Source organism: Acetobacter tropicalis (assembly GCF_030644465.1).
Taxonomy (GTDB): Bacteria; Pseudomonadota; Alphaproteobacteria; order Acetobacterales; family Acetobacteraceae; genus Acetobacter; species Acetobacter tropicalis.
The window spans coordinates 2,444,354-2,464,037 of sequence record NZ_JAUYUW010000001.1 but is presented as its reverse complement, the minus strand read 5'-3'; the positions used below and the strand labels follow the sequence as shown (position 1 = coordinate 2,464,037).

At 49.0% G+C, this 19,684-nt stretch carries 15 protein-coding genes; 10 read left to right on the top strand and 5 right to left on the bottom strand.

What is annotated here, in order from left to right; genetic code table 11:
- Positions 1-195: 195 nt before the first annotated feature.
- From QWU00_RS11175 to QWU00_RS11150, 6 genes are all read left to right on the top strand, one after another.
- A complete protein-coding gene (locus QWU00_RS11175) occupies positions 196-1,716 on the top strand; it encodes an ABC transporter substrate-binding protein/permease (RefSeq protein WP_392388292.1) in 1,521 nt (506 codons plus the stop codon).
- Positions 1,717-1,780: 64 nt separating this feature from the next.
- Complete coding sequence (locus QWU00_RS11170; RefSeq protein WP_035378861.1) at positions 1,781-2,506, top strand: amino acid ABC transporter ATP-binding protein; 726 nt, start codon at positions 1,781-1,783, stop codon at positions 2,504-2,506.
- A 134-nt stretch (positions 2,507-2,640) separates the two neighbouring features.
- Entirely contained in the window at positions 2,641-2,859 is a 219-nt protein-coding gene (locus QWU00_RS11165) for a hypothetical protein (protein WP_148262781.1), read from the top strand.
- Entirely contained in the window at positions 2,849-3,700 is an 852-nt protein-coding gene (locus QWU00_RS11160; RefSeq protein WP_035378841.1) for a sugar phosphate isomerase/epimerase family protein, read from the top strand. Before QWU00_RS11165 ends, QWU00_RS11160 begins: the two co-directional genes overlap by 11 nt.
- A 14-nt stretch (positions 3,701-3,714) precedes the next feature.
- On the top strand, positions 3,715-4,779 hold the full coding sequence (locus QWU00_RS11155) for an isopenicillin N synthase family dioxygenase (RefSeq protein ID WP_035378839.1): 1,065 nt from the start codon (positions 3,715-3,717) through the stop codon (positions 4,777-4,779).
- A gap of 39 nt (positions 4,780-4,818) precedes the next feature.
- The gene (locus tag QWU00_RS11150) at positions 4,819-5,565 is read left to right on the top strand and encodes a class II aldolase/adducin family protein (protein WP_035378837.1); all 747 of its coding nucleotides are present in this window, start codon (positions 4,819-4,821) and stop codon (positions 5,563-5,565) included.
- Positions 5,566-5,825: 260 nt separating this feature from the next.
- Here QWU00_RS11150 and QWU00_RS11145 read toward each other — a convergent pair whose 3' ends face one another.
- Positions 5,826-6,662: a phytanoyl-CoA dioxygenase family protein gene (locus tag QWU00_RS11145; protein WP_035378835.1), complete on the bottom strand. Its 837-nt coding sequence runs from the start codon at positions 6,660-6,662 to the stop codon at positions 5,826-5,828.
- A gap of 238 nt (positions 6,663-6,900) precedes the next feature.
- Between QWU00_RS11145 and QWU00_RS11140 the strand changes: the two genes are divergently transcribed.
- Positions 6,901-9,222 carry a TonB-dependent receptor gene (locus QWU00_RS11140; RefSeq protein ID WP_035378833.1) on the top strand — a complete coding sequence of 774 codons (2,322 nt, stop codon included), beginning with the start codon at positions 6,901-6,903 and terminating at the stop codon, positions 9,220-9,222.
- A gap of 817 nt (positions 9,223-10,039) precedes the next feature.
- Here the strand turns inward: QWU00_RS11140 and QWU00_RS11135 are convergent.
- On the bottom strand, positions 10,040-10,747 hold the full coding sequence (locus QWU00_RS11135) for a GntR family transcriptional regulator (protein ID WP_052051238.1): 708 nt from the start codon (positions 10,745-10,747) through the stop codon (positions 10,040-10,042).
- A gap of 166 nt (positions 10,748-10,913) precedes the next feature.
- Here QWU00_RS11135 and QWU00_RS11130 point away from each other — a divergent pair, with 166 nt between their 5' ends.
- The 3 genes from QWU00_RS11130 (at position 10,914) to QWU00_RS11120 (ending at position 15,837) form a co-directional block, all read left to right on the top strand.
- A complete protein-coding gene (locus QWU00_RS11130; protein ID WP_035378831.1) occupies positions 10,914-11,678 on the top strand; it encodes an aspartate/glutamate racemase family protein in 765 nt (254 codons plus the stop codon).
- A gap of 123 nt (positions 11,679-11,801) precedes the next feature.
- Positions 11,802-14,282: a TonB-dependent receptor domain-containing protein gene (locus QWU00_RS11125; protein ID WP_035378829.1), complete on the top strand. Its 2,481-nt coding sequence runs from the start codon at positions 11,802-11,804 to the stop codon at positions 14,280-14,282.
- Between the two features lie 67 nt (positions 14,283-14,349).
- A complete protein-coding gene (locus QWU00_RS11120; RefSeq protein WP_035378827.1) occupies positions 14,350-15,837 on the top strand; it encodes an NCS1 family nucleobase:cation symporter-1 in 1,488 nt (495 codons plus the stop codon).
- Positions 15,838-16,361: 524 nt separating this feature from the next.
- On the opposite strand, the gene QWU00_RS11115 is transcribed toward QWU00_RS11120, so the two are convergent.
- From QWU00_RS11115 to QWU00_RS11105, 3 genes are all read right to left on the bottom strand, one after another.
- Positions 16,362-17,393, bottom strand: a complete 1,032-nt coding sequence (locus QWU00_RS11115; RefSeq protein ID WP_052051234.1) for a glycosyltransferase family 2 protein — start codon at positions 17,391-17,393, stop codon at positions 16,362-16,364.
- A 56-nt stretch (positions 17,394-17,449) separates the two neighbouring features.
- A complete protein-coding gene (locus tag QWU00_RS11110) occupies positions 17,450-18,331 on the bottom strand; it encodes a hypothetical protein (protein ID WP_150395721.1) in 882 nt (293 codons plus the stop codon).
- Positions 18,332-18,392: 61 nt separating this feature from the next.
- Positions 18,393-19,679: a class I SAM-dependent methyltransferase gene (locus QWU00_RS11105; protein ID WP_035378823.1), complete on the bottom strand. Its 1,287-nt coding sequence runs from the start codon at positions 19,677-19,679 to the stop codon at positions 18,393-18,395.
- Between the last annotated feature and the right edge of the window lie 5 nt (positions 19,680-19,684).

Genomic DNA, 19,684 nt, shown 5'->3' with positions numbered 1-19,684 from the left:
TTAACGCCATGGCTTTCTGGGTCTTCACATCCTGACCTGCCTCTTACCGCACCTTTACACGCTTCCCGAGCCGCCATTGGAACACCTTACGCCAGGAACAATTTTTTCCGGCAACGCCTCTCCGGTATAGGGTTCTCCCGTAAGGCGTTCCCGTTGAGGAAACCGGTGCACCATATCAGAACCACTTTCCTGCTTATGGCCGGACTGATGATGGGAGGCGCAAACGTCGCCCATGCCCAAGGTCATCAGGAAGATATCCCATCTTTTGTTCAGAATGGCACTTTAACAGTCTGCACAAACCCAACCTTGCCTCCCATGACCTTTGTGAAAGGGTCGGACGCCAGCAAGCCGGAGGGCATGGACATTGATGTCGCCCGCGCGCTGGCTGAACGATGGCACGCCACACTCTCCATCATTCCCATGGATTTTACGGGCCTGTTCCCCAGCCTTGGCGCACAACGCTGCGGCATGGTGATCAGCGGCATTATCCAGTTGCCGGATCGGGAAAAGAATTTTGATGCTGTTGCCTATCAGGACACGGCACTCACGGTTGTGGCACGCGCCAATACCGCACCCATCAACAGCATGGCCGATCTATCCGGCAAAACCATAGCCGTGCAGTCTGGCACCAGTTACGCAGCCCGCATCAACCGGGAAAACGAAGCCCTGACCGCCGCGGGCAAGCTGCCCATTATCATCCAGCAATACCCCACAGAAGATCAGGTTGTACAGCAGGTGCTGATTGGCCGTGTGTTTGCCTTTGTCAGCCAAGATGTGGAACTTTATTTCCGGCAGAAGCAACTCCATGGCAAGGTCCGTATTATTCTGAAACCCGACTATTCGGACTACAGACACTTCGCCATCTACCTGCGCAAGAACGCACAGGACCGCACATTGGTCCAAAATGCCATTTCCACCCTTGAGCAGGATAGTACCCTTACCGCTTATCGTCAGAAATGGTCTATCTCATCCCAAACTGAACAGGCGCTTACACAAGATAACAGCGCACCAGCCTTCAACTGGGGGGCTTTTTTCTCTGCGCTAACCTCCATGGCCTTCCTGCGGGGTGCCTTCATTACTCTTGCCGTGGCGCTCTTATCCCACGCCATTGCCATTGTGATTTCCATCCCCATGGCCATTACCCTCAATGGACGCGGCAATTCCCTGCTCAAAGCCGTTCTGAAAACCTACGTCTCGGTCTTCAGGGGAGCGCCCACGCTCTTGCAGCTTCTGTTCATCTGGAACGCGCTACCCCAGTTCTTTCCCATCTTTCGGGAACAATGGTTTACGCCCTTTCTGGCAACTCTGGTTGCCCTTTCCATCAATGAATCCGCCTATCAGGTAGAAATCAACCGTTCAGCCCTGAGCGCGGTGGATGGCGGTCAGGAACTGGCGGCGGACGCACTGGGCATGAGCCGCCGGCAAGTTTACCGCTACGTGATCTTCCCTCAGGCACTTCGCATAGCACTTCCCCCCACCATCAATGACTTCATCAGTCTCTTGAAAACCACATCTCTGGCTTCCGTAATCTCCTTGCAGGAACTTCTGGCCATTACGCAGGTGCAGGTGGCGCGCACGTTCGAATTTACGGAATATTACGCTGCGGCTCTCGTCTATTATCTGGCCATGGTGTTCTTTTTCCTGTTCCTGCAGAAACGGGTAGAGCGTCGCTTCTCCTGGGCTGACCGCAAGAAAGCTTCCGCCAATGCATCCTGAACCTGATTTGTCCGGCGCAGCCCCCGTTACTCCAGACGTTGTCAGCACGCCATCTGATGACGCCATGATTTCCGTACGAAACATGAGCAAACTCTACGGGGACTTTGTTGCGCTTGACCGGCTGAATTTTGATGTCCAGCGTGGGGAAAAGATTGTTGTGCTTGGGCCATCAGGTTCGGGAAAATCCACCCTGATCCGCACGTTCAACAGAATCGAACCCCATGACAGCGGCAGCATTCTGATTGATGGCACCCTGATTGATGACAAGACCAACCTTACCCAGCTTCGGTGCATGGTTGGCATGGTGTTCCAGAACTACAATCTGTTCCCTCATCTGAGTGTAGTAGACAACTGCACCCTTGCCCCTCAGCTTGTGCGGTCCCTCTCCCGCAAGGAAGCGAAGGATATGGCCCTCCACTTTCTGCAACAGGTGGGCATACCGGAACAGGCTAACAAATACCCCATTCAGCTTTCAGGCGGTCAGCAGCAACGTGTGGCCATTGCCCGCGCCCTTTGCATGCAGCCTGAGGTGATGCTGTTTGATGAACCGACCGCTGCCCTTGATCCAGAAGCCATTACCGGCGTGGTCAGCATCATGAACACCTTGGCAGAACAGGGTATCACTACCCTGTGTGTGACACATGAGATGGCTTTCAGCCGCCATATTGCTGATAAGATCATTTTCATGGACCGTGGCCGCATTCTGGAAATCACGCCGCCGGAAGAGTTTTTCACAACGCCGCAGACGGAACGAGCCCAGAACTTCCTGAACCAGATGATTCGCTACTGAGCCACATCCAAACCCAAGCCCTGCCAAAAGTAAGGTTTGCAACATTTCAAACGAAAACTCGTCCACTTCATTATTAACTGGAAATGAAGTTTTTACCCGGGCAGGTTCGCCTGCTCCCGCTTACAGGGGATATCATGACCGCCTGTTCTGTGCGCCTTTTCGTGAAAAACGGGTTGGCACATCCCGCTGTGGATTTCTGTCTGCCACCACCCCAAAGCAGCCAGACATCCTCCCTCCACAAGCACCGTGCCTGCCGGGAATGGACTTCCCCTACAGTGACTGATCGCCAACACGCTCCCGTTCTGACACTACCGGAATGGAGCCCACTTTCAGGATCATCCCATGCGTCTTGATATTTTCAAAACATTATGGGGAGATTTCCGTCCCTGGGGTGCCGCAATAAAGGATATGACGAAGGCAGGCTTTACCGGCATTGAAGCCCGTATTCCCGCTTCAATGGAAGATGCGCGCCAAAACGCGGATGTGCTGGCTGGAGAAGGCATCCCCTATATTGCCATCGCCATGACAGGTGGCGGTGTGATTCCACAGCAAGCGGCCACCATTGAAGATCATCTGGCTGATCTTCAATCCGCTCTTGAACGCGCGCTGTGCATGAAACCGCGCTTCATCAACGTGCTGGGAGGAAATGACCGCTGGTCCGCCCCCCAGCAGGCCAAGTTCATAAACCGGGCCCATGCCATCGGTCAGGAAATGGGGCTGCTCTGCAGTTTTGAAACACATCGCTCCCGTATTCTGGCTACCCCATGGATCACAATGGATGTGCTCCCCCAACTTGCAGACGATATCCTGTTTACGGCCGATATCAGCCACTGGGTTGTCAGTTGTGAACGGCTTCTGGACGACCCGCTTGATGATTTCTCAGCTTTTCTGAGCCGCGTTCATCACGTTCAGGCACGTGTCGGCTATGATCAGGGGCCGCAGGTGCCGCATCCCGCTGCCCCGGAATATGAAACAGCCTTACGCTTCCACCAGCACATCTGGGAACAGATCTGGCTGGCGCAAAAGAAACGTGGGTACGCCGTTACCACCCTGACGCCAGAATGCGGGCCTGATGGCTACCTGCACACTCTGCCTTTCACCAACGCCCCCATTGCCGATTTGTGGAGCCTGAATGTGTGGATGGGCCAAACAGAACAGGTTCATTTCAAACAGTTCATGACCCTCTGCCCCTAACCGGAGATCCCGACATGACATCAAACACCCCTCAGGCAGAACAGACTGAAACCTTCACGTCCATCCCGGTTGTCAATATTGCGGGCCTGTATAGTGAAAACCCGCAAGACCGTCAGGCCGTAGCAGAAGAACTTGGGCAAGCCGCCCGGAATATCGGCTTCCTCTATATCTCTGGCCATCAAGTGCCCGATGATCTGATCAAAGGCGTGCGCGAGGCCGCGAAAAACTTCTTCGCCCTGCCCTTTGAGCGCAAGATGGATTATTACATTGGCACATCCGCCACCCACAAAGGCTTTGTGCCTGAAGGAGAAGAAGTTTACGGCTCCGGGCGGCCAGACCACAAGGAAGCCTTTGATATCGGCTTTGAAGTTCCGGCAGATAACCCATTGGTCAAGGCCGGTACACCGCTTCTGGGCCCGAACAACTGGCCCACAGTTCCCGGCTTCAAGGAAGCAGCACAGGCTTACTACAAAGCAGTATTCGCACTCGGGCGCACGCTGTTCCGTGGCTTTGCTCTCGCTCTTGATCTGCCAGAAACCTATTTTGATGATCACGCAAATTTCCCACCGTCAAAACTGCGTATGATCCACTACCCTTATGACGCCGAAGCTCAGGACGCCCCCGGCATCGGAGCTCATACGGATTACGAGTGCTTCACCATTCTGCTGGCGGACCAGCCGGGGCTGGAAGTGATGAACGGGCACGGAGACTGGATTGACGCCCCGCCCATTCCCGGCGCTTTTGTGGTCAATATCGGGGATATGCTGGAAGTGATGACGGCCGGGGCCTTTGTGGCCACAGCGCACCGCGTACGGAGCGTCAAGGAAGAACGCTACTCCTTTCCTTTGTTCTACGCCTGTGACTATCATACCCAAATTCGTCCGCTGCCCGCCTTCGCCACAGGGAATGAGAATTACGAAACCATCACCATTGGCGAGCATATGTGGGCGCAGGCGCTGCAAACCTATCAGTATCTGGTGCGCCGCGTGCAGGAAGGCAAACTCACTCTGCCTGAAGGCGCACGCAAAACCGCCACCTTTGGCCATTTCAAACGGGCCAAATCTGAACCTGCCGCCTGAAAAAATGGTGCGTATCTTAGAAAAACAGGACGTATTTTAATGTCTCTTGCCTCTGCTGCCCCCACAGAACAGGCTCTGCGTGAAGAACTGGCTGCCGCCTACCGTCTTATGGCGCTCTTCAACATGACCGATCTGGTTTACACGCATCTATCCGTACGGTTGCCCGGTGAAAGCCATCGCTATCTGGTCAACCCTTACGGGCTGCTTTTTGAGGAAATCACCGCCAGTTCTCTGGTGATTGTGGATGCTGATGGTCAGCCCCGACAGGAAACATCCTGGCCAGTCAACCCTGCCGGGTTTGTCATTCACTCCGCCATTCATCGCAGCAGGCCTGATGCAGCGTGCGTCATGCATAGCCATACTGTAGCAGGCATGGTTGTTGCCGCGCAGGATCAGAAAATTCTTCCCCTGAACCAGATGAATATCGAATTTTATGGTGCTGTAGGCTTTCATGGTTATGAAGGCATTGCTGCGGATGACAACCTGAGCGAGCGTGAACGCCTGGTGCGCGATCTTGGCAACCATTGTGGGCTCATCCTGCAAAATCACGGCCTGCTCACTGTGGGCGCAACCGTAGCGCAGGCCTTTTACCGGATGTACTATATGGAGCAGGCATGCCGTATCCAGATTGCGGCACAGGCGACAGGGATGCCATTGCATATCCCATCCGAAGAAAAAATTCTTCGTACCAAAAAGCAGTTTGATGATGACCCTGATCAGGGCCAGCTTATCTGGCAGGCACTCCGCCGCAAACTGGACAGAGAACAACCTGACTACAAAAACTAACTCAGGCTTAGAAACAGATACTGAACACGCACAAGGGCCAGCCGTTATCCAACTGCGCCCATCTGCCTGTTCCTGCATGGATGCCGGGGGTTATACCTCCTCAGCATCTACCTTCCTGATCTGCTGATCCACGGAAACAAGCTTGCCCCTCACTCCCTTATCGCAGCCATATAAGTGCCTGCCGCAACTTTTTCCATACGCAAAAATATCGGAAAAAGATCAGGCATTACCCCGCCGCGGCGGGGTAACACCACAACACCTCAAGCCGCGGTGGGTGCCGGAAGGATCTGCGGGAAAGTGGCACAGGTAAGCGGCCCTCCTGCCACCAGATTGTCACCTTTGACAGGCGGCGCAAGATCGCTTTTGATTTCCATGTAACGCGCATCATCGCCTGCCCAGCAGGTGGACAGCACACGGCGCGATCGATTGGGGTTGGTATTGCCCGGTGCAGCGTGCAGCGTACGGCAGTGGAACACAAGGCAGTCACCGGGTTTCAAGGCCCATTTCAGAATCTCATGATCTGCCCGTGCAACATCAATATCCGGAACTGCAGGGCGGTTATCGCGACTGCCATTGAAGCGACTGGCGCTGTCAAAGGGCACGGCTTCATAAAGTGTGTTCCAAAGATGTGACCCACGCACAAATTCCAAAGACGTTTCAAGCGGAATCTCGTCCAACGGCATCCATACCGTAAGCGCCTGAGAACCATCCACACACCAATAAGATTGATCCTGATGCCATGGCGTCCGTTTAGAGGTACCTCCTTCCTTGATCAGCAGAAAATCATGATAAAACGTGACGGTACGAGAATGCATCAAGGCACCCGCAACATGAGACAACGGACCGGTCCAAACAAAATCACGAAAAGCAAGAACACGCTGCCACACCAGAACATCTCCGAAAAAACCACCTTTTTCTTCCGGGTTCCCAAACTTGAAATGATGCGGGCCAGCGGCGGCAATGGCTTGTGGCAACGCCTCTGTAAGTGATTGTAGTGTTTCAGCCGGTATCACGTTACGCAGGCAAAGCGCTCCATCCTGTTGAAACTGAGTGAATTGCGCTTCAGATATGAATGGAGAGGTAATAAAGGGAGACATCACGAATCACGTCCTTCTTGCGGCTCTGTGACTGATATCATGCCAGAAAAAGCCATCTTCCTCTGTTAATCATTTCGAAAAGTGAACTTTTTCTGTTTGATAACTGAAACACCTGAAAAGCGCTCCTTCTCCACATAAATTCTGTTACTCTTCCGGAAGAAAATGCAGACTGGCCACACCGCCTGCCAGATCTTGCTGGTTCTTCAACACAGATTTGAGGATAAGGAAACCACAGATCATGATGTCTGGTCGTTGTCAGCCTTCCGGAAGAACCGGGCTACGCCGAAAGCAGCTTCTCCTCTGTTGCGCTGTTTTTGTCGGGGCAGAATGGGGGCATATAAATCTCTCTTCTCATGCAAATGCGCAGTCTGCACCAGCCGTTACGGGTAAGGTGGGAAGCGTAAAAAAACAGACACCCGTCACAAAACGCAAACCTGCACCCCGGCCGCGTTCCATTGAAGGCGCGGTAGAAGATCTGGAAGTCCGCACCAGTCACAGAAACGCTGCCCTGCATACTGCCGGAGCCGTTACCTCCATTGGAGGCGCGGAAATTCGGGCCCTCAACCTTAACAACCCCAAGGATATTGCTGGCTTTGTGCCTGGGCTCAGTGCGGTCGAGGCCACATCCGGCAGTGTCCCCATTTTCAGTATCCGCGGCGTAGGGCTCGATGATTTCAATGCCTCGAACATGAGCGGCATTGGAATGTATTTTGATGGTATTTACTCGCCCTTTCCTGTTTTCTACTCCGGCCAAATGCTCGACATCCAGCATGTAGATGTCATGAAAGGACCGCAAGGGTTTGACTACGGTCGAAGCGCAACCGGCGGTGCCATAAATTATGAATCCGTGAAGCCCACAGACCAATTTGGTGGTTATCTGACATGGGGTTACAGCAGTTATGCGACCAACACCGCCAAAGGGGCCATCAATGGGGCGCTGACAGACCGCATTACAGATCGTTTTGCCTTTTCCTATCGCAATGGGGATGGCTGGCAGAAAGATCTGCATAACGGCAACCGCTATGGCGCGAGCGATCTCCTTGCTTTGCGCAACATGACAAAGTTTGAACTGGATGACAAAACATCCCTTCTGCTGAACATTCATTACACTCGTAATTACGGCACACCAAACTCTCCGCAGAATACAACAACAGATAGCCTGATGGGTTTACCTGTGGGCACCAATGGCGTTTCTGGTTCCAACCGTGATGCAACCCGCGTAAACGTGGGAGATTTTCCCGTAAGCCGCAGAGAGAATGGGGGCGGCGCAGCGCTAACCCTGCGGCATGACTTCAGTTTTGCCACGCTGGTAGCAACTTCAGCCGTGGATGCCTATTCCCGCCGTATCTATGATAACTTTGACGGATCACGGCTGGAGCGGTCAGACTATTACTTCCGAGACAATTATTTTGTGCAGTCTCAGGACATCCACTTAACGTCCAGAACCGCTTCTCCCGTGCGCTGGACTGTCGGATTATTCGAATCATTCGATCATATCGATGGTCTTTATAAACATATGGAAAAAGACCTGTATGAACTGCCAAGCGCCAATTTCACATCAGACTATCGGCAGCAGAACGTTTCCTTTGGTGTTTACACCAACAACGTTGTAAAAGTAACCAACAAGTTCCGCCTCATTTTTGGCGGTCGCTACTCCATGGATCAACGGTCCTATTTTGGCGGCACGGTTGATAATGATGGAGCCGTGAGCGGTGTGCCCATGGCCAACCTGACCCATATTAGCCAGACACGCTACAATAATCGCTTTACCGGAAAAGTGGGGGCGGAGTATCAGGTCACGCCCGATGTTCTGCTGTATGCTACAATTTCCAACGGCTACAAACCCGGCACCTATTATTCCGCTGCCGTTGGCAGCCAGCAGGCATTGGCCTATGTAAGACCAGAAAACCTGGTAGCATATGAGGTCGGTGCCAAGGCTTCCCTCTTCAATCACAAACTGACTCTACAAGGCGCACTGTTTGACTATGAATACCATAACCGTCAAACACTGGTAGTCGCCAACACGCTTACTGGTGTTGCAGGAACATTGGGCAATGTTCCACGCGCCAGGTCCCGCGGTGGAGAGCTACAGGCACGGTGGGTAACGCCGATCAAAGGGCTCGATTTCAACGCAGGTTTTTCCTATATGGACGGGATTATCCTCAAAGCTCCCTCGTCTGTACGTGGGATGAGCCTGATTGCCCCTATCTCCAACAATACCGTTCTACCGTTCTCTCCGCGTTTTTCATGGGACGCAGTGGCACGCTATCAGTGGAATCTGTCTAAAAATTACGTCATGGCGTATCAGGTCAGCTATACGTGGAAAGATAACCAGATTGACGGTCTGGCCGATCCAAACGGTATTACCGATAAAATCAGTTCCATGGGTATGCGCCTGGCGTTGCGTCCAGCCAACAGCAAGTGGGAAGCGTCAGTCTGGGTAGATAACCTTCTGAACAAACATGGGAATACCTACTCTTTTTCCAGCAATGACAATTCCCGTGTGGAGTACAGACAAACACCTCGATGGATTGGTGGAGATCTGACCTACAATTTCTAGGCACATTAAAAAATCATGTGAGGCCGATAGCAAACAAGAAAAACCGGCCTCACGCCTCTCGAATCTCACTTACATTTTTATAAAACACAAAGTGCTGGTCATTGGCTATTTTCTGGCAGACCTCCAGCTCCTATTATTCAGGCAGCGCATAGAGTATCTAAAAATAATACTGAATTTCTCTTGATTTTGGATGAACGCTCGAAAATTATCACAATCCATCATGCCATCAACCCTTTATGATGCCTTATTCATCCTTTAAAAATTGTGTGGCGTGTGATTTACTTACAAATACAAAAAACTCTGGCCAGATCCATTAATCTTCTTGCCACAACGCTTCGCCGGCATAGGTCTTTAGCACCATCAAATTCTGGTATCACGGCGAAAACAAGACAATCGTGGGGAGGTATATGGCTAAGAAGAAAATTTTGGCACATCTGTCCAAACCTGTATAGCGACACGCCGCCTGTGATTGGGGCGCCTAATATAAACGAAATCTAGGTGCCGGATTTATAGTCGTCTTTGTCCTATTTCAGAGATTGGGCAGAGAATTTGCATTTGGAAGGCAGAACGTGATCTCTCTAACCTTCAAAATACTCGTAAACCAGCTTGCGCCACCAGATCAGGTTACTACCATTGTGCCGTAAGGAGGCCGAGCACCAAAGCAACTTCCGTATAATCACTAATCTGGCTTATCTCATAAAAGAGGGCAGCCGTCTTCTCTCTCCGCCCATACACCGACGATACAAGGTATCTCTTCTTCACCCCCGCGTATGAAGCCTGAAACATCGCCCCTTATATATTAAGGAGGAGGCTGAACCTAACGGCGTAAAATCAACCCCAGTGATACCGTTGGGGGGGCTGGAGCAGAAAAATCGAGATTTTGTTCAATTTCCAGCAAGTGCCGCGACATTAAACGGGCAGCCTCCGGCCATGTCCGTGTGCATACAGCGTTCAACAACAAATCATGATCTGCTTTCAAACAGCATGTGGCTTCCTGTTGCTCATAAATGGCTATGATCAAAGATGTCCGCAAAATCAATTCTGAAATAATGTCGGCAATAACCGTGTTACCCAACCCGCGCGCCAATTCCAAATGGAACCGCCCAGACCAGCGGATCATCCCCACCACATCATGGCGAGCGTGTGCGGATCTCTCTTCTTCAATCACCTGCCGCAAGAGTTCTTTCTTCTCTTCCGTCAACGGCTGACAAGGGCGCTCCATCACGCCAACTTCAATCATTCTCCGTGCAGCCAGCACTTCCCGGGCTTCTACCGCATCTGGAGAGGCCACAAATGCTCCTCGAGACGGCTGAATAACAACAATACGCTCCTGAGCCAAGGCCAACAATACGCGCCGTATACGCCCCCGGGAGGACGCAAAGATGTCCGCCAACTGTTCCTCTGGCAGGCGGCTACCTGGACCCAGCCTGCGCTCAAGAATGGCATCACGGAGCGCCTGCGCGACAACGCTTTCTTCCGGAACCAACCCCTCTTCCTGCGACACCTCCTCACCCCCCCGCGTCATCTTCTTGCTCCATTCCGCGCTGGCCTCCACTCGAAACACTTGTGGATCAGTTTTCATCGTCAACAATTATTGTTAACAATGTTCCCGTTTTTTGACTTACGATTCACTTCCTTCTCACGGGCGAATGGTTTCAGACCTTATAACCCCTTGATCAGAAACGGACCCCATGCGGCATCTTCTTATTCTTAATCCCAACACCGATTCAACCCTCACGCAAAAACTCGTCCTCCGGGCCACTACTCTGCTGCCCGAGAACACGACAATCAGCAGCACAACAGCGAACTTTGGAGCACGATACATTGCCTGCCGTGCATCGCTCGCTATTGCTGCGCACGCCACACTCGATACATTTGCCCGCACAAGCAAAGACAATCCTCTCATTGCCAAGCCCGATACAACCGTGCTGATCGCTTGCTTTGGGGACCCAGGCCTTGCAGCCCTCCAAGATATTGCCTCATGCACTGTTACCGGCATGGCCCAGGCCTCGCTTCAGGCCTGCCAGAAAAAAGGCGGTCGCACTGGGATTATTACAGGTGGTACCGCTTGGAAACCAATGATTGAGGAGTTGGTTACTGCTGCTGGGTTTAGCAGCGCAATCGCAGGCATCCGCACTCTCCCCGATAGTGGCGAACATGCCTCCAAATGCCCCGAAACCACTCTTCAAGCTCTTCGGGAACAGGCCTGTAATCTCATTACCTCTGATCACGCCGACCATATTCTTCTGGCTGGAGCCGGACTTGCCGGGTTGAACAGCGCCCTTTCTCCCCTCTTGCCCGTGCCGGTTTATTGTTCGTTTACAGAAAGCATTACCCACATTGCCCACTCACCCTGCGAACAGAAAGGATCAAAGCCCGCTCCGCTCATAACAACAGGCCTCTCCGCGCCCTTGGCCAACCTTCTGGCGCATCCCTGCACTGAGAAATATTGTTAACATTTATTGTTGACATTATGCGCCGGTCTTATTCATTCTGTTTTTGCAATATATGGATTCCGGAACAACTTCGGGGCCATTTTTACCCACCTGCGCCCTTCCCGCGCCTCAAGGATTTCCCGGATGCGTCGTCTCCTCCACCGAAACAACACATTCCATGCGACCCTTTTGGCTGGCATCATGTTTACCAGCGCAACCGAAACGCTGCTCTTACCATTCTCTCCCGCCAAAGCGGCCCCTACACGCAACACCTCGCCCAGCAGTCAGTCTCCCAACACAGCGCGGCATTCTGCCTCCCCCCACCCTCATGGTGCGACCCAACCCCGCCGGACTGTCAGCACTTCTCCCGAGCTTATCAATGTAAGCGCTGCGCTCTCCCCTTCCGGCGTAACCCGCCATGCTGCTGGGGGTGGCCTTATCCGGGTACAGACCGCACCAAAAGCCCGCAGTACGGTCTCTCAGGACTACATCGCCAAACAGGCTCCCGCTCAGAATGCTTACAATTTTGCAAAAATGATGCCTGGTGTGGTTGTGGCGAATACAGATCCAGCAGGACATGAAAAATCAGCTCTTTCCATGCGTGGGCTGACGCAAGATGAAATCGCCAACACTTATAACGGCATGCCGCTCTCCAGTGTTGGAGGCTATAATCTGGACCTTGCCTGGATTGTGGACAGTGAAAATATTGGTACCGTGTCTGCTCAGCCTGGCTCCTCAAACCTTGATACAGCAGCAATCAACGGTTCGGGAGGAATGTTCACCCTGACCACGCGTGATCCCTCCAGAAAATTCGGTGGCCTTGTCGATTTTGGTGCGGGCTCCCGTGATTACACCCGCCAGTTTGTCCGCATTGATACCGGTGAATGGGGACACTCCGGAATTCGCTCCTTCATTTCGGCCTCCAACCAGCATGATTCCTTTTATCGTGGCCCCGGCCAAGAAAGTTTCCAGCATCTCGATTTTCATATTTTGAAAGAATGGGATGCAGACAACAGAATTTCGCTTATTGGTGGCTTCATGCGCGGTCTTGCCGGAAATGAGCCCTACTGGAGCACCACCATGGCCAACTGGCACAAGCAAGGATGGAGCAACCAGCTAGCCCGCTATTATAACCCTCATGAGCAAAACACCGACTACTGGAAACAAAACTGGCTTCACTCACGTACCTACAATATTCTTGCCCCATCAAAATTCAAATTTGGAAAAGTCAGATTTGAAGTCACACCTTATACTGCTTATAATTATAAAGTTTACGGTGCAGGAACTGACCTAGGCAACACCGTCTATTATGGTAATCAGCAGATTACCGCCATGGTTATTCCTGGCCAGCTTCCTGGAACAAATTCCGGTAATGCAGAATCTTATTCAAGCCTGAACGAAATGCGAGGAGGTGTTGTTACCAAAGCCACCTTGGACCTGGGTGCCAACCACCCTTATTTTGGATATTGGTTCGATTACGATAACTCCACCTCCCTTACCGGTTTCACAGGGGTCAATCGAGATGGTTCCCCCACAACCCCTTGGGGGTGGTCAAGCAAAAGCCTGAAAATGCCTAATGGCCAGAACTATTATACTGCCAACTACAGCGATATCACCACCACTCACGCTCTTTTTGCCGGTAATACCCTTAAACTTTTTCACGACAAACTTGTCATTGATGGCGGCATGCGTGTCACCATGATTAACCGTAACGCGACCCAGCGCCTGCCCGGCCTGCCTTACAAAATTGGCCTCAACGAATTACAACTTCTACCCCAACTTGGTGGCCATTATCAGATCAACCGCAACTGGCAGGTCTTTGCTGGTGTCGCCACGGGTGCCAAAGCCCCACCGGACAGCTATCTGCTAACCACCATGAACCCCAACACCGGAGCCTACGCTTCCAAAGGCAGTAACTCCGTCAAGGAAGAGTATTCCATTTCGGAAGAGGCCGGCGTCCGCTACAACGACTCACTTTTTGTAGGTTCTCTTACTTATTTTCACTACAATTTTACAAACCGACAAATTTCTACCTATGGATATCTAGGCAATCAACAGATTGCACAAAATATCAATGGTGGCGGCCAGACCAGCGATGGTGTGGATGTCGAACTTGGCACCCGCCCATTCTACCATTTCCGTCCCTATGTTTCCGCCCAGTATCTTCATTCAGTTATTAACAACAATATTCGTGTGGGCAATGATTACCTTCCCACAAAAGGAAAAACCTCAACCAATGCTCCAAAATGGACAACCTCACTTGGCATAGACTGGGATAACGGAACGTTTTTCTGGAATTTCAACCTGACGTATTTCTCCCGCCAGTATTCCACCTTTATGAATGACGAATATCTTCCTAAACTTGTCACTGAGAATCTCACAGTTGGTGCTCGCCTGAAGCGTGATACATGGCTAGGGCGGCAGCTTTCTTTCATGAAATCTCCTGAAATCATGCTGTGGGTCAATAATCTTGCCAATGTCAAATCCTATTCCGCAATCAACAGCGTAAAACTTAACGCTCATACAACACGCGGCATTTTTGGTTCTGAAATCAGCGGCAGTGCACCTACTTACAATACTCTAAGTCATTTTTATGCTATCGTAACGTTCCGTACTGGTTTCTGACATCCGTCCAAGGGGTCTTTGTAAACTGGCCCCTTTTCTCATACCCTCTGGTTGGAGAAACCTCCTGATGCCTGAGTCCGCTTCCATTTCTCATACCAGGCAGAGTGATCTGAACCCGCGCCTTTCCAATAGCGCGCTTCTGCCAACCACAGAACGGACTTGGTCTTGGTTCGACTATCTCTCTTTTTGGATGTCTGATATCCACAGCGTGGGTACGTACGTTACTCTGGGAAACCTGTTTGCCAGTGATCTCCCCAGTATGGCCGTTGTAACAGGACTCTTTACTGGCATTTTCATGGTGCAGATATTCTGCAATCTTGTTGCCCAGCCCAGCCTGCAAACAGGAACTCCTTTTCCCGTTGTCTGCCGCGCCTCCTTTGGCATAAAAGGAGCGCTTATTCCTGCTTTCATACGGGGTGTTATTGCTGTCTGCTGGTACGGTATCCAGACTTGGCTCGCCTCAAATGCCCTTGTGGTGCTTGTTCTTAAATGTGCCCCCACCCTTAGCCCTTGGGCAGATGTTACACAACACGGCCTGGCAGGCCTTTCTCCCTTAGGGTGGGTTGCCTTTCTTTCCCTCTGGCTCCTTCAAGCCGCAGTCTTCTGGCGTGGTATAGAAGCTATCAAACATTTCACAGAATGGGCCGGCCCGCTCATTTATGTTGTCATGCTTGCACTGGATTTATACCTTCTTCAACGAGTTGGCTTTACGTCTGGCTGGCACGCCATTCAGGACAGCCTGACTTTTCCAGGTAAGAGCCTCTCCTCGCATGGTGTATTTTCCGCCTTCCTTATGACCATAACGCTGACAATTTCCTATTTTTCTGCCCCCATGCTGAACTTTGGTGATTTTGCACGCTATGCCAAAAGCACAAAAGATATCCGCCGCGGTAATTTCTGGGGGCTACCTGTCAACTTTCTTGCATTTACCGCTCTCACTCTCACCACAATTGCCTTGACCGTTCCGGCCTTTGGTATCCGGATTTCAGATCCAGTGGAAACAGTCGCCAGAACCGACAATACCACTGTTATTGTTATTGCTATTCTTGCTTTCATGATCGCAACGGCAGGCATCAATGTAGTGGTCAATTTTGTGTCTGCTTCATTTGATTTCTCTAATCTTGCCCCTGAAAAAATAAGCTGGCGAACTGCCGGATTAGCTGCTGCATTTCTTTCTGTTTTTATAACCCCATGGAATCTTTACAATAGTCCAGCCGCCATGCACTTTACTCTAGATTTTCTTGCCAGTTTAATCGGCCCATTTTACGGCATCATTATTGCCGACTATTTTCTGATCAGAAACAAGGCTATTTCCGTGCCGGACCTATACTCCCTTTCTCCTGAAGGACGTTATTGGTATGAGAATGGCATCAATCGTCCGGCCATCCTGACACTCTGCCTATCAGCCATTCTTGCCAACGTGTCTGGCTACCTTTCCTCTTTGGCAGAATTTCCAGGCATATCATGGTTTATCGGCTGCTTCTCGGCTGTTTTTCTGTATCCTTTACTTGCCTCAAATTCAGTAGAACTCTTTCGGAAAACAAGAAGCCATTAACACAGTAAGAACAACCTGACCTTGTATTAAAGAACATCATTCAGGCAAACATAAAAGACCTCTGCAATTCCTCCACGCTCCCCATGACAGGAAGGTGAAGAGAAAGACTGAATGATAATATCAAAGGCTATTACGTTTGATTCATCTGTGAAGTGACATTGTCCGCCTCTTCTGATTTTGTCTTGTGAGAGAGGATCGGAGATGGCCGGTACGATTGCATTGCGGACGGATTATACGGCTGAGGCGCTTCGCGCTACTGGCCTCTCGTGCACGGGATGCGAATGTTGCACGGCTCCTTTTGTCTCTGGCTGCCGTGCGGGAGGGTGTCAGTCGAGGGGATGCAGCACGTCATATGACTTTTTTCTTCAACCTGTAAGTTGAAAAAAACTCTAAGCAATAATATAATCCAATTCCTATTTTACGTTAATATAAAAACCGGTAGATTTTTATACTTGAAGAAACTCATCTAATTTAGGATTTCTCTCAATGCTGATCACTTCTACGCATTAGAACCGCTATCTTCATCAATCCGGCAAAAGACTGCATTCTAAAATTCTTTTCGAAAATCGAAAATGAATCAGCTGTTGCGCGACAAGAGTGGGCGCCAAGATCGTTAAGACAGACCAGATCAATATCATTCCCCCAAACAAGAACTCGCCCTTTTTAGGAGCACAAAAAATTCTAAAAGCATCCCAGAATGCTCTGTGAAGAGAATCACCCGACAAAGGATGGAGCGTTGGAGTTAAACGCAAGGATGCGATACGTAACTGCAATAAATGACTATTTTTAAAAAGAGCATCATATTTCGGGACCGGGTAACCCGTCTTCAAACAGGCGTCCTGAATCGCATATAAACGTTTAAGAGATCTAGACACTTCTCTACTGTAATTTTTCTTTTTCTTATTTAAATTACTATCGTTCTCTCCATGCGTACGATACAGAACAAGTGGTTGAGGAATTGTAATAATCGCGCCATAATAAGGAGCCATCGCAATACATGTTGTATCCGTAGAAGAATCAAACTTGTCATTAAGCGGAAAAATTTTCTCCAGAAAATCTCTTGACCACGCATTACCAGAACCAGGAGGACTTGGATAATCTAAAAATATTCCCACCTGTTTTCGAATTTCTTGCGGAGTAATGCCTCCCTTTATTCGCGGCATAATTGCGCCAACTGGATGCCCTCTAGCATCAGCCCTTTGAACGAGCACCTGAACTTTACTCACCCCCTTCTGCCACACGGATGCAATCTTCCGAAGAGCGCCTTGCAACAACATATCATCAGAATCAAGAAAGATAATAATTTTTCCAGAACTCATGGAAAAACCGAAATTATTTGCTTCTCGCTGCCCCTTGTTTTTAGTAAAAAAACTCAGGACTTTGTTTCCAAATCCCTTAATGATCTCTACCGATCTATCAGTAGATCCGTCATCTACAACAATAATTTCTTTAGAAGGCCAATCTTGCATTAAAGCACTTTCAATGGCATCCCCAACATATTTCTCATAATTATAATTTGCTATTATGATAGAAAATGAAGGCTCCTGAAACATCATTTTCTCCTCATTTCTATTCTGCAACTGGCAGATATTTTCATGTTTTATTGAATCCACTAGGTCGGCCTATAATGCGTATAAGTACGATACATACTTGGTAAAATCTGCTTCACTATATTTTTAATTCCCAAGTCTTCTCCATTTAACCGAAGATTATAATTATTTATGATATTCCTTATAATATAATCAGGATAAATATTTTCAAAAAATTCTAAAGCATCTATATTCCGAAGTATATTATGAAGATAACTTCCTTCTGGAGGAGCAATATTTTTCCAATATCCAATTTTATTTAATATATTATTAAACAAATGAAGTGCAACGGCTTGGGATGTATTGCGTTCACACCACTCCATCTCCTCAGGGAGAAAAACTCTATAAATATTTAAATGATCAATTGGATAATAAATTTCAGAAGAAATTTTATTTACATAATTATTATTACTAAAAACTGAATCAAGCAATAGTGGACCCGTCTCTCCCCACCGCAATTTCTTGTCCATCAGCGCTATCGAACGCGAAATCAATTCATCAACCACGCCAGGCAAGGTAATACTCAATATTGCACCATTCACACTTCCTTGCTGCTCTTTAACAACAATATTACCACAAGGACCCATGTATGGTGTTGATAAAAATAACATATCCAAATCAACCCATATTTTTTGCGTCTTCTGGATCATGCAATATCTAAAAAAATCAGAGAAATGACCAAGATCCGGCGCATCATTAAAAATAAAATGCTGTGTCATTTCCTGTGGGACAATCAGATCAGCATCTGCAAGAAAAACACCTTCCGGAATGTTATAAACCGGGCAATATGAATACAACGTCAATTCATAACCTTGGCGAACCAGCGAGTAAGCGCATGCTCGTTCTAATGCACTTAAACGCCCTCCGTACCAAAATGTTCCGAAAGACAAAGATGAATACGTCATACCACCATACTCTACGTATCTTCAGGAAAATCTTGCTTACCTGCCAAATCAGAATATTATCTCATATAATCTTAAGTTCCGGGATTGGAATAACAAACTTTCCTCCCCATTCTGAAACAAATGAAAGTTGATTGACAATTTCTTCTTCCAGATTCCATGGAAAAATAACAATAAAATCAGGCTTGTTATTTTTGATTATATCTGGAGAAAAAATAGGAATATGTGTTCCTGGTAAAAGCATATTTTGCTTATGCGGGTTCATGTCTGTGGTGAATGAAATTAAATCAGACTTAACACCGCAATAATTGAGAAGTGTATTCCCTTTAGCTGGCGCACCATATCCAACAACTTTTAAACCATTTCGACCAGCATTAATAAGGAACTCAAGAAGATCTCCTTTTATTTTGAAGACACGCTGCGCAAAAGCCTCGTAAGTCAGAATTTGCTCAAGGCCAGCATTCCGTTCCCTAACCAAAAGAGACTCCACTGCCTCTAAGGTTAATAGCTCTTCATTCTTTTCATGCGTCGCATAAACGCGCAAAGAACCACCATGGGTTGGTAATTCTTCTACATCAAACACACGTAAACCATGCTCAAACAAAGCACGTTGAATAGTTTTTAAAGAAAAATAGGAGAAATGCTCATGGTAAATCGTGTCAAACTGAGTTTCCTGAATCATCCTCATCAAATGGGGAAACTCAAAAGTAACCACCCCCTTTTCTGAAAGCAGAATTCGAAAGCCCTCAAGAAAATCGTGTAGATCAGGAACATGCGCGACCACATTATTCGCAGTCATAAGGTCCGCTGTATATCCCTTATTCTTTAGATATAATGCTGTCTCTCTTCCAAAGAACAAGCTTTCAGTTGGAATCCCTTTTTCTCTCGCCACCTGGGCAACGGTCGTTGCTGGTTCAATGCCGAGCACACCTATTCCCATTTCCATAGCATACTGCAAAAGATACCCATCATTGCTAGCAATTTCTACAATTAATGATGAGGATGTAAGAGAAAACCGTAAAGCTTGCTCAATGATATAATTTTTTGCATGCCGTAACCAGCTACTAGAATAAGAAGAAAAATATAAATAATCAGAAAATATTTCTTTTGGCTCTTCAAATTTCTCTAATTGAACAAGATAGCAGCTATCACAAATTAATGCATGAAGTGGGAAAAAAGGTTCCATCTTGTTATGCGCTTCATAACTGATATACGCATTGGCAAGAGGCGACATGCCAAGATCAATCACCGTTGTGGTGAGTGCCTGATTACAAAGGCGGCAGTTCCCGTGGTTTGATTTGAGATGTATGTTTTCAGAGGACTCTATGTCTATCACTTTTTGAGAAAGCATCTCTT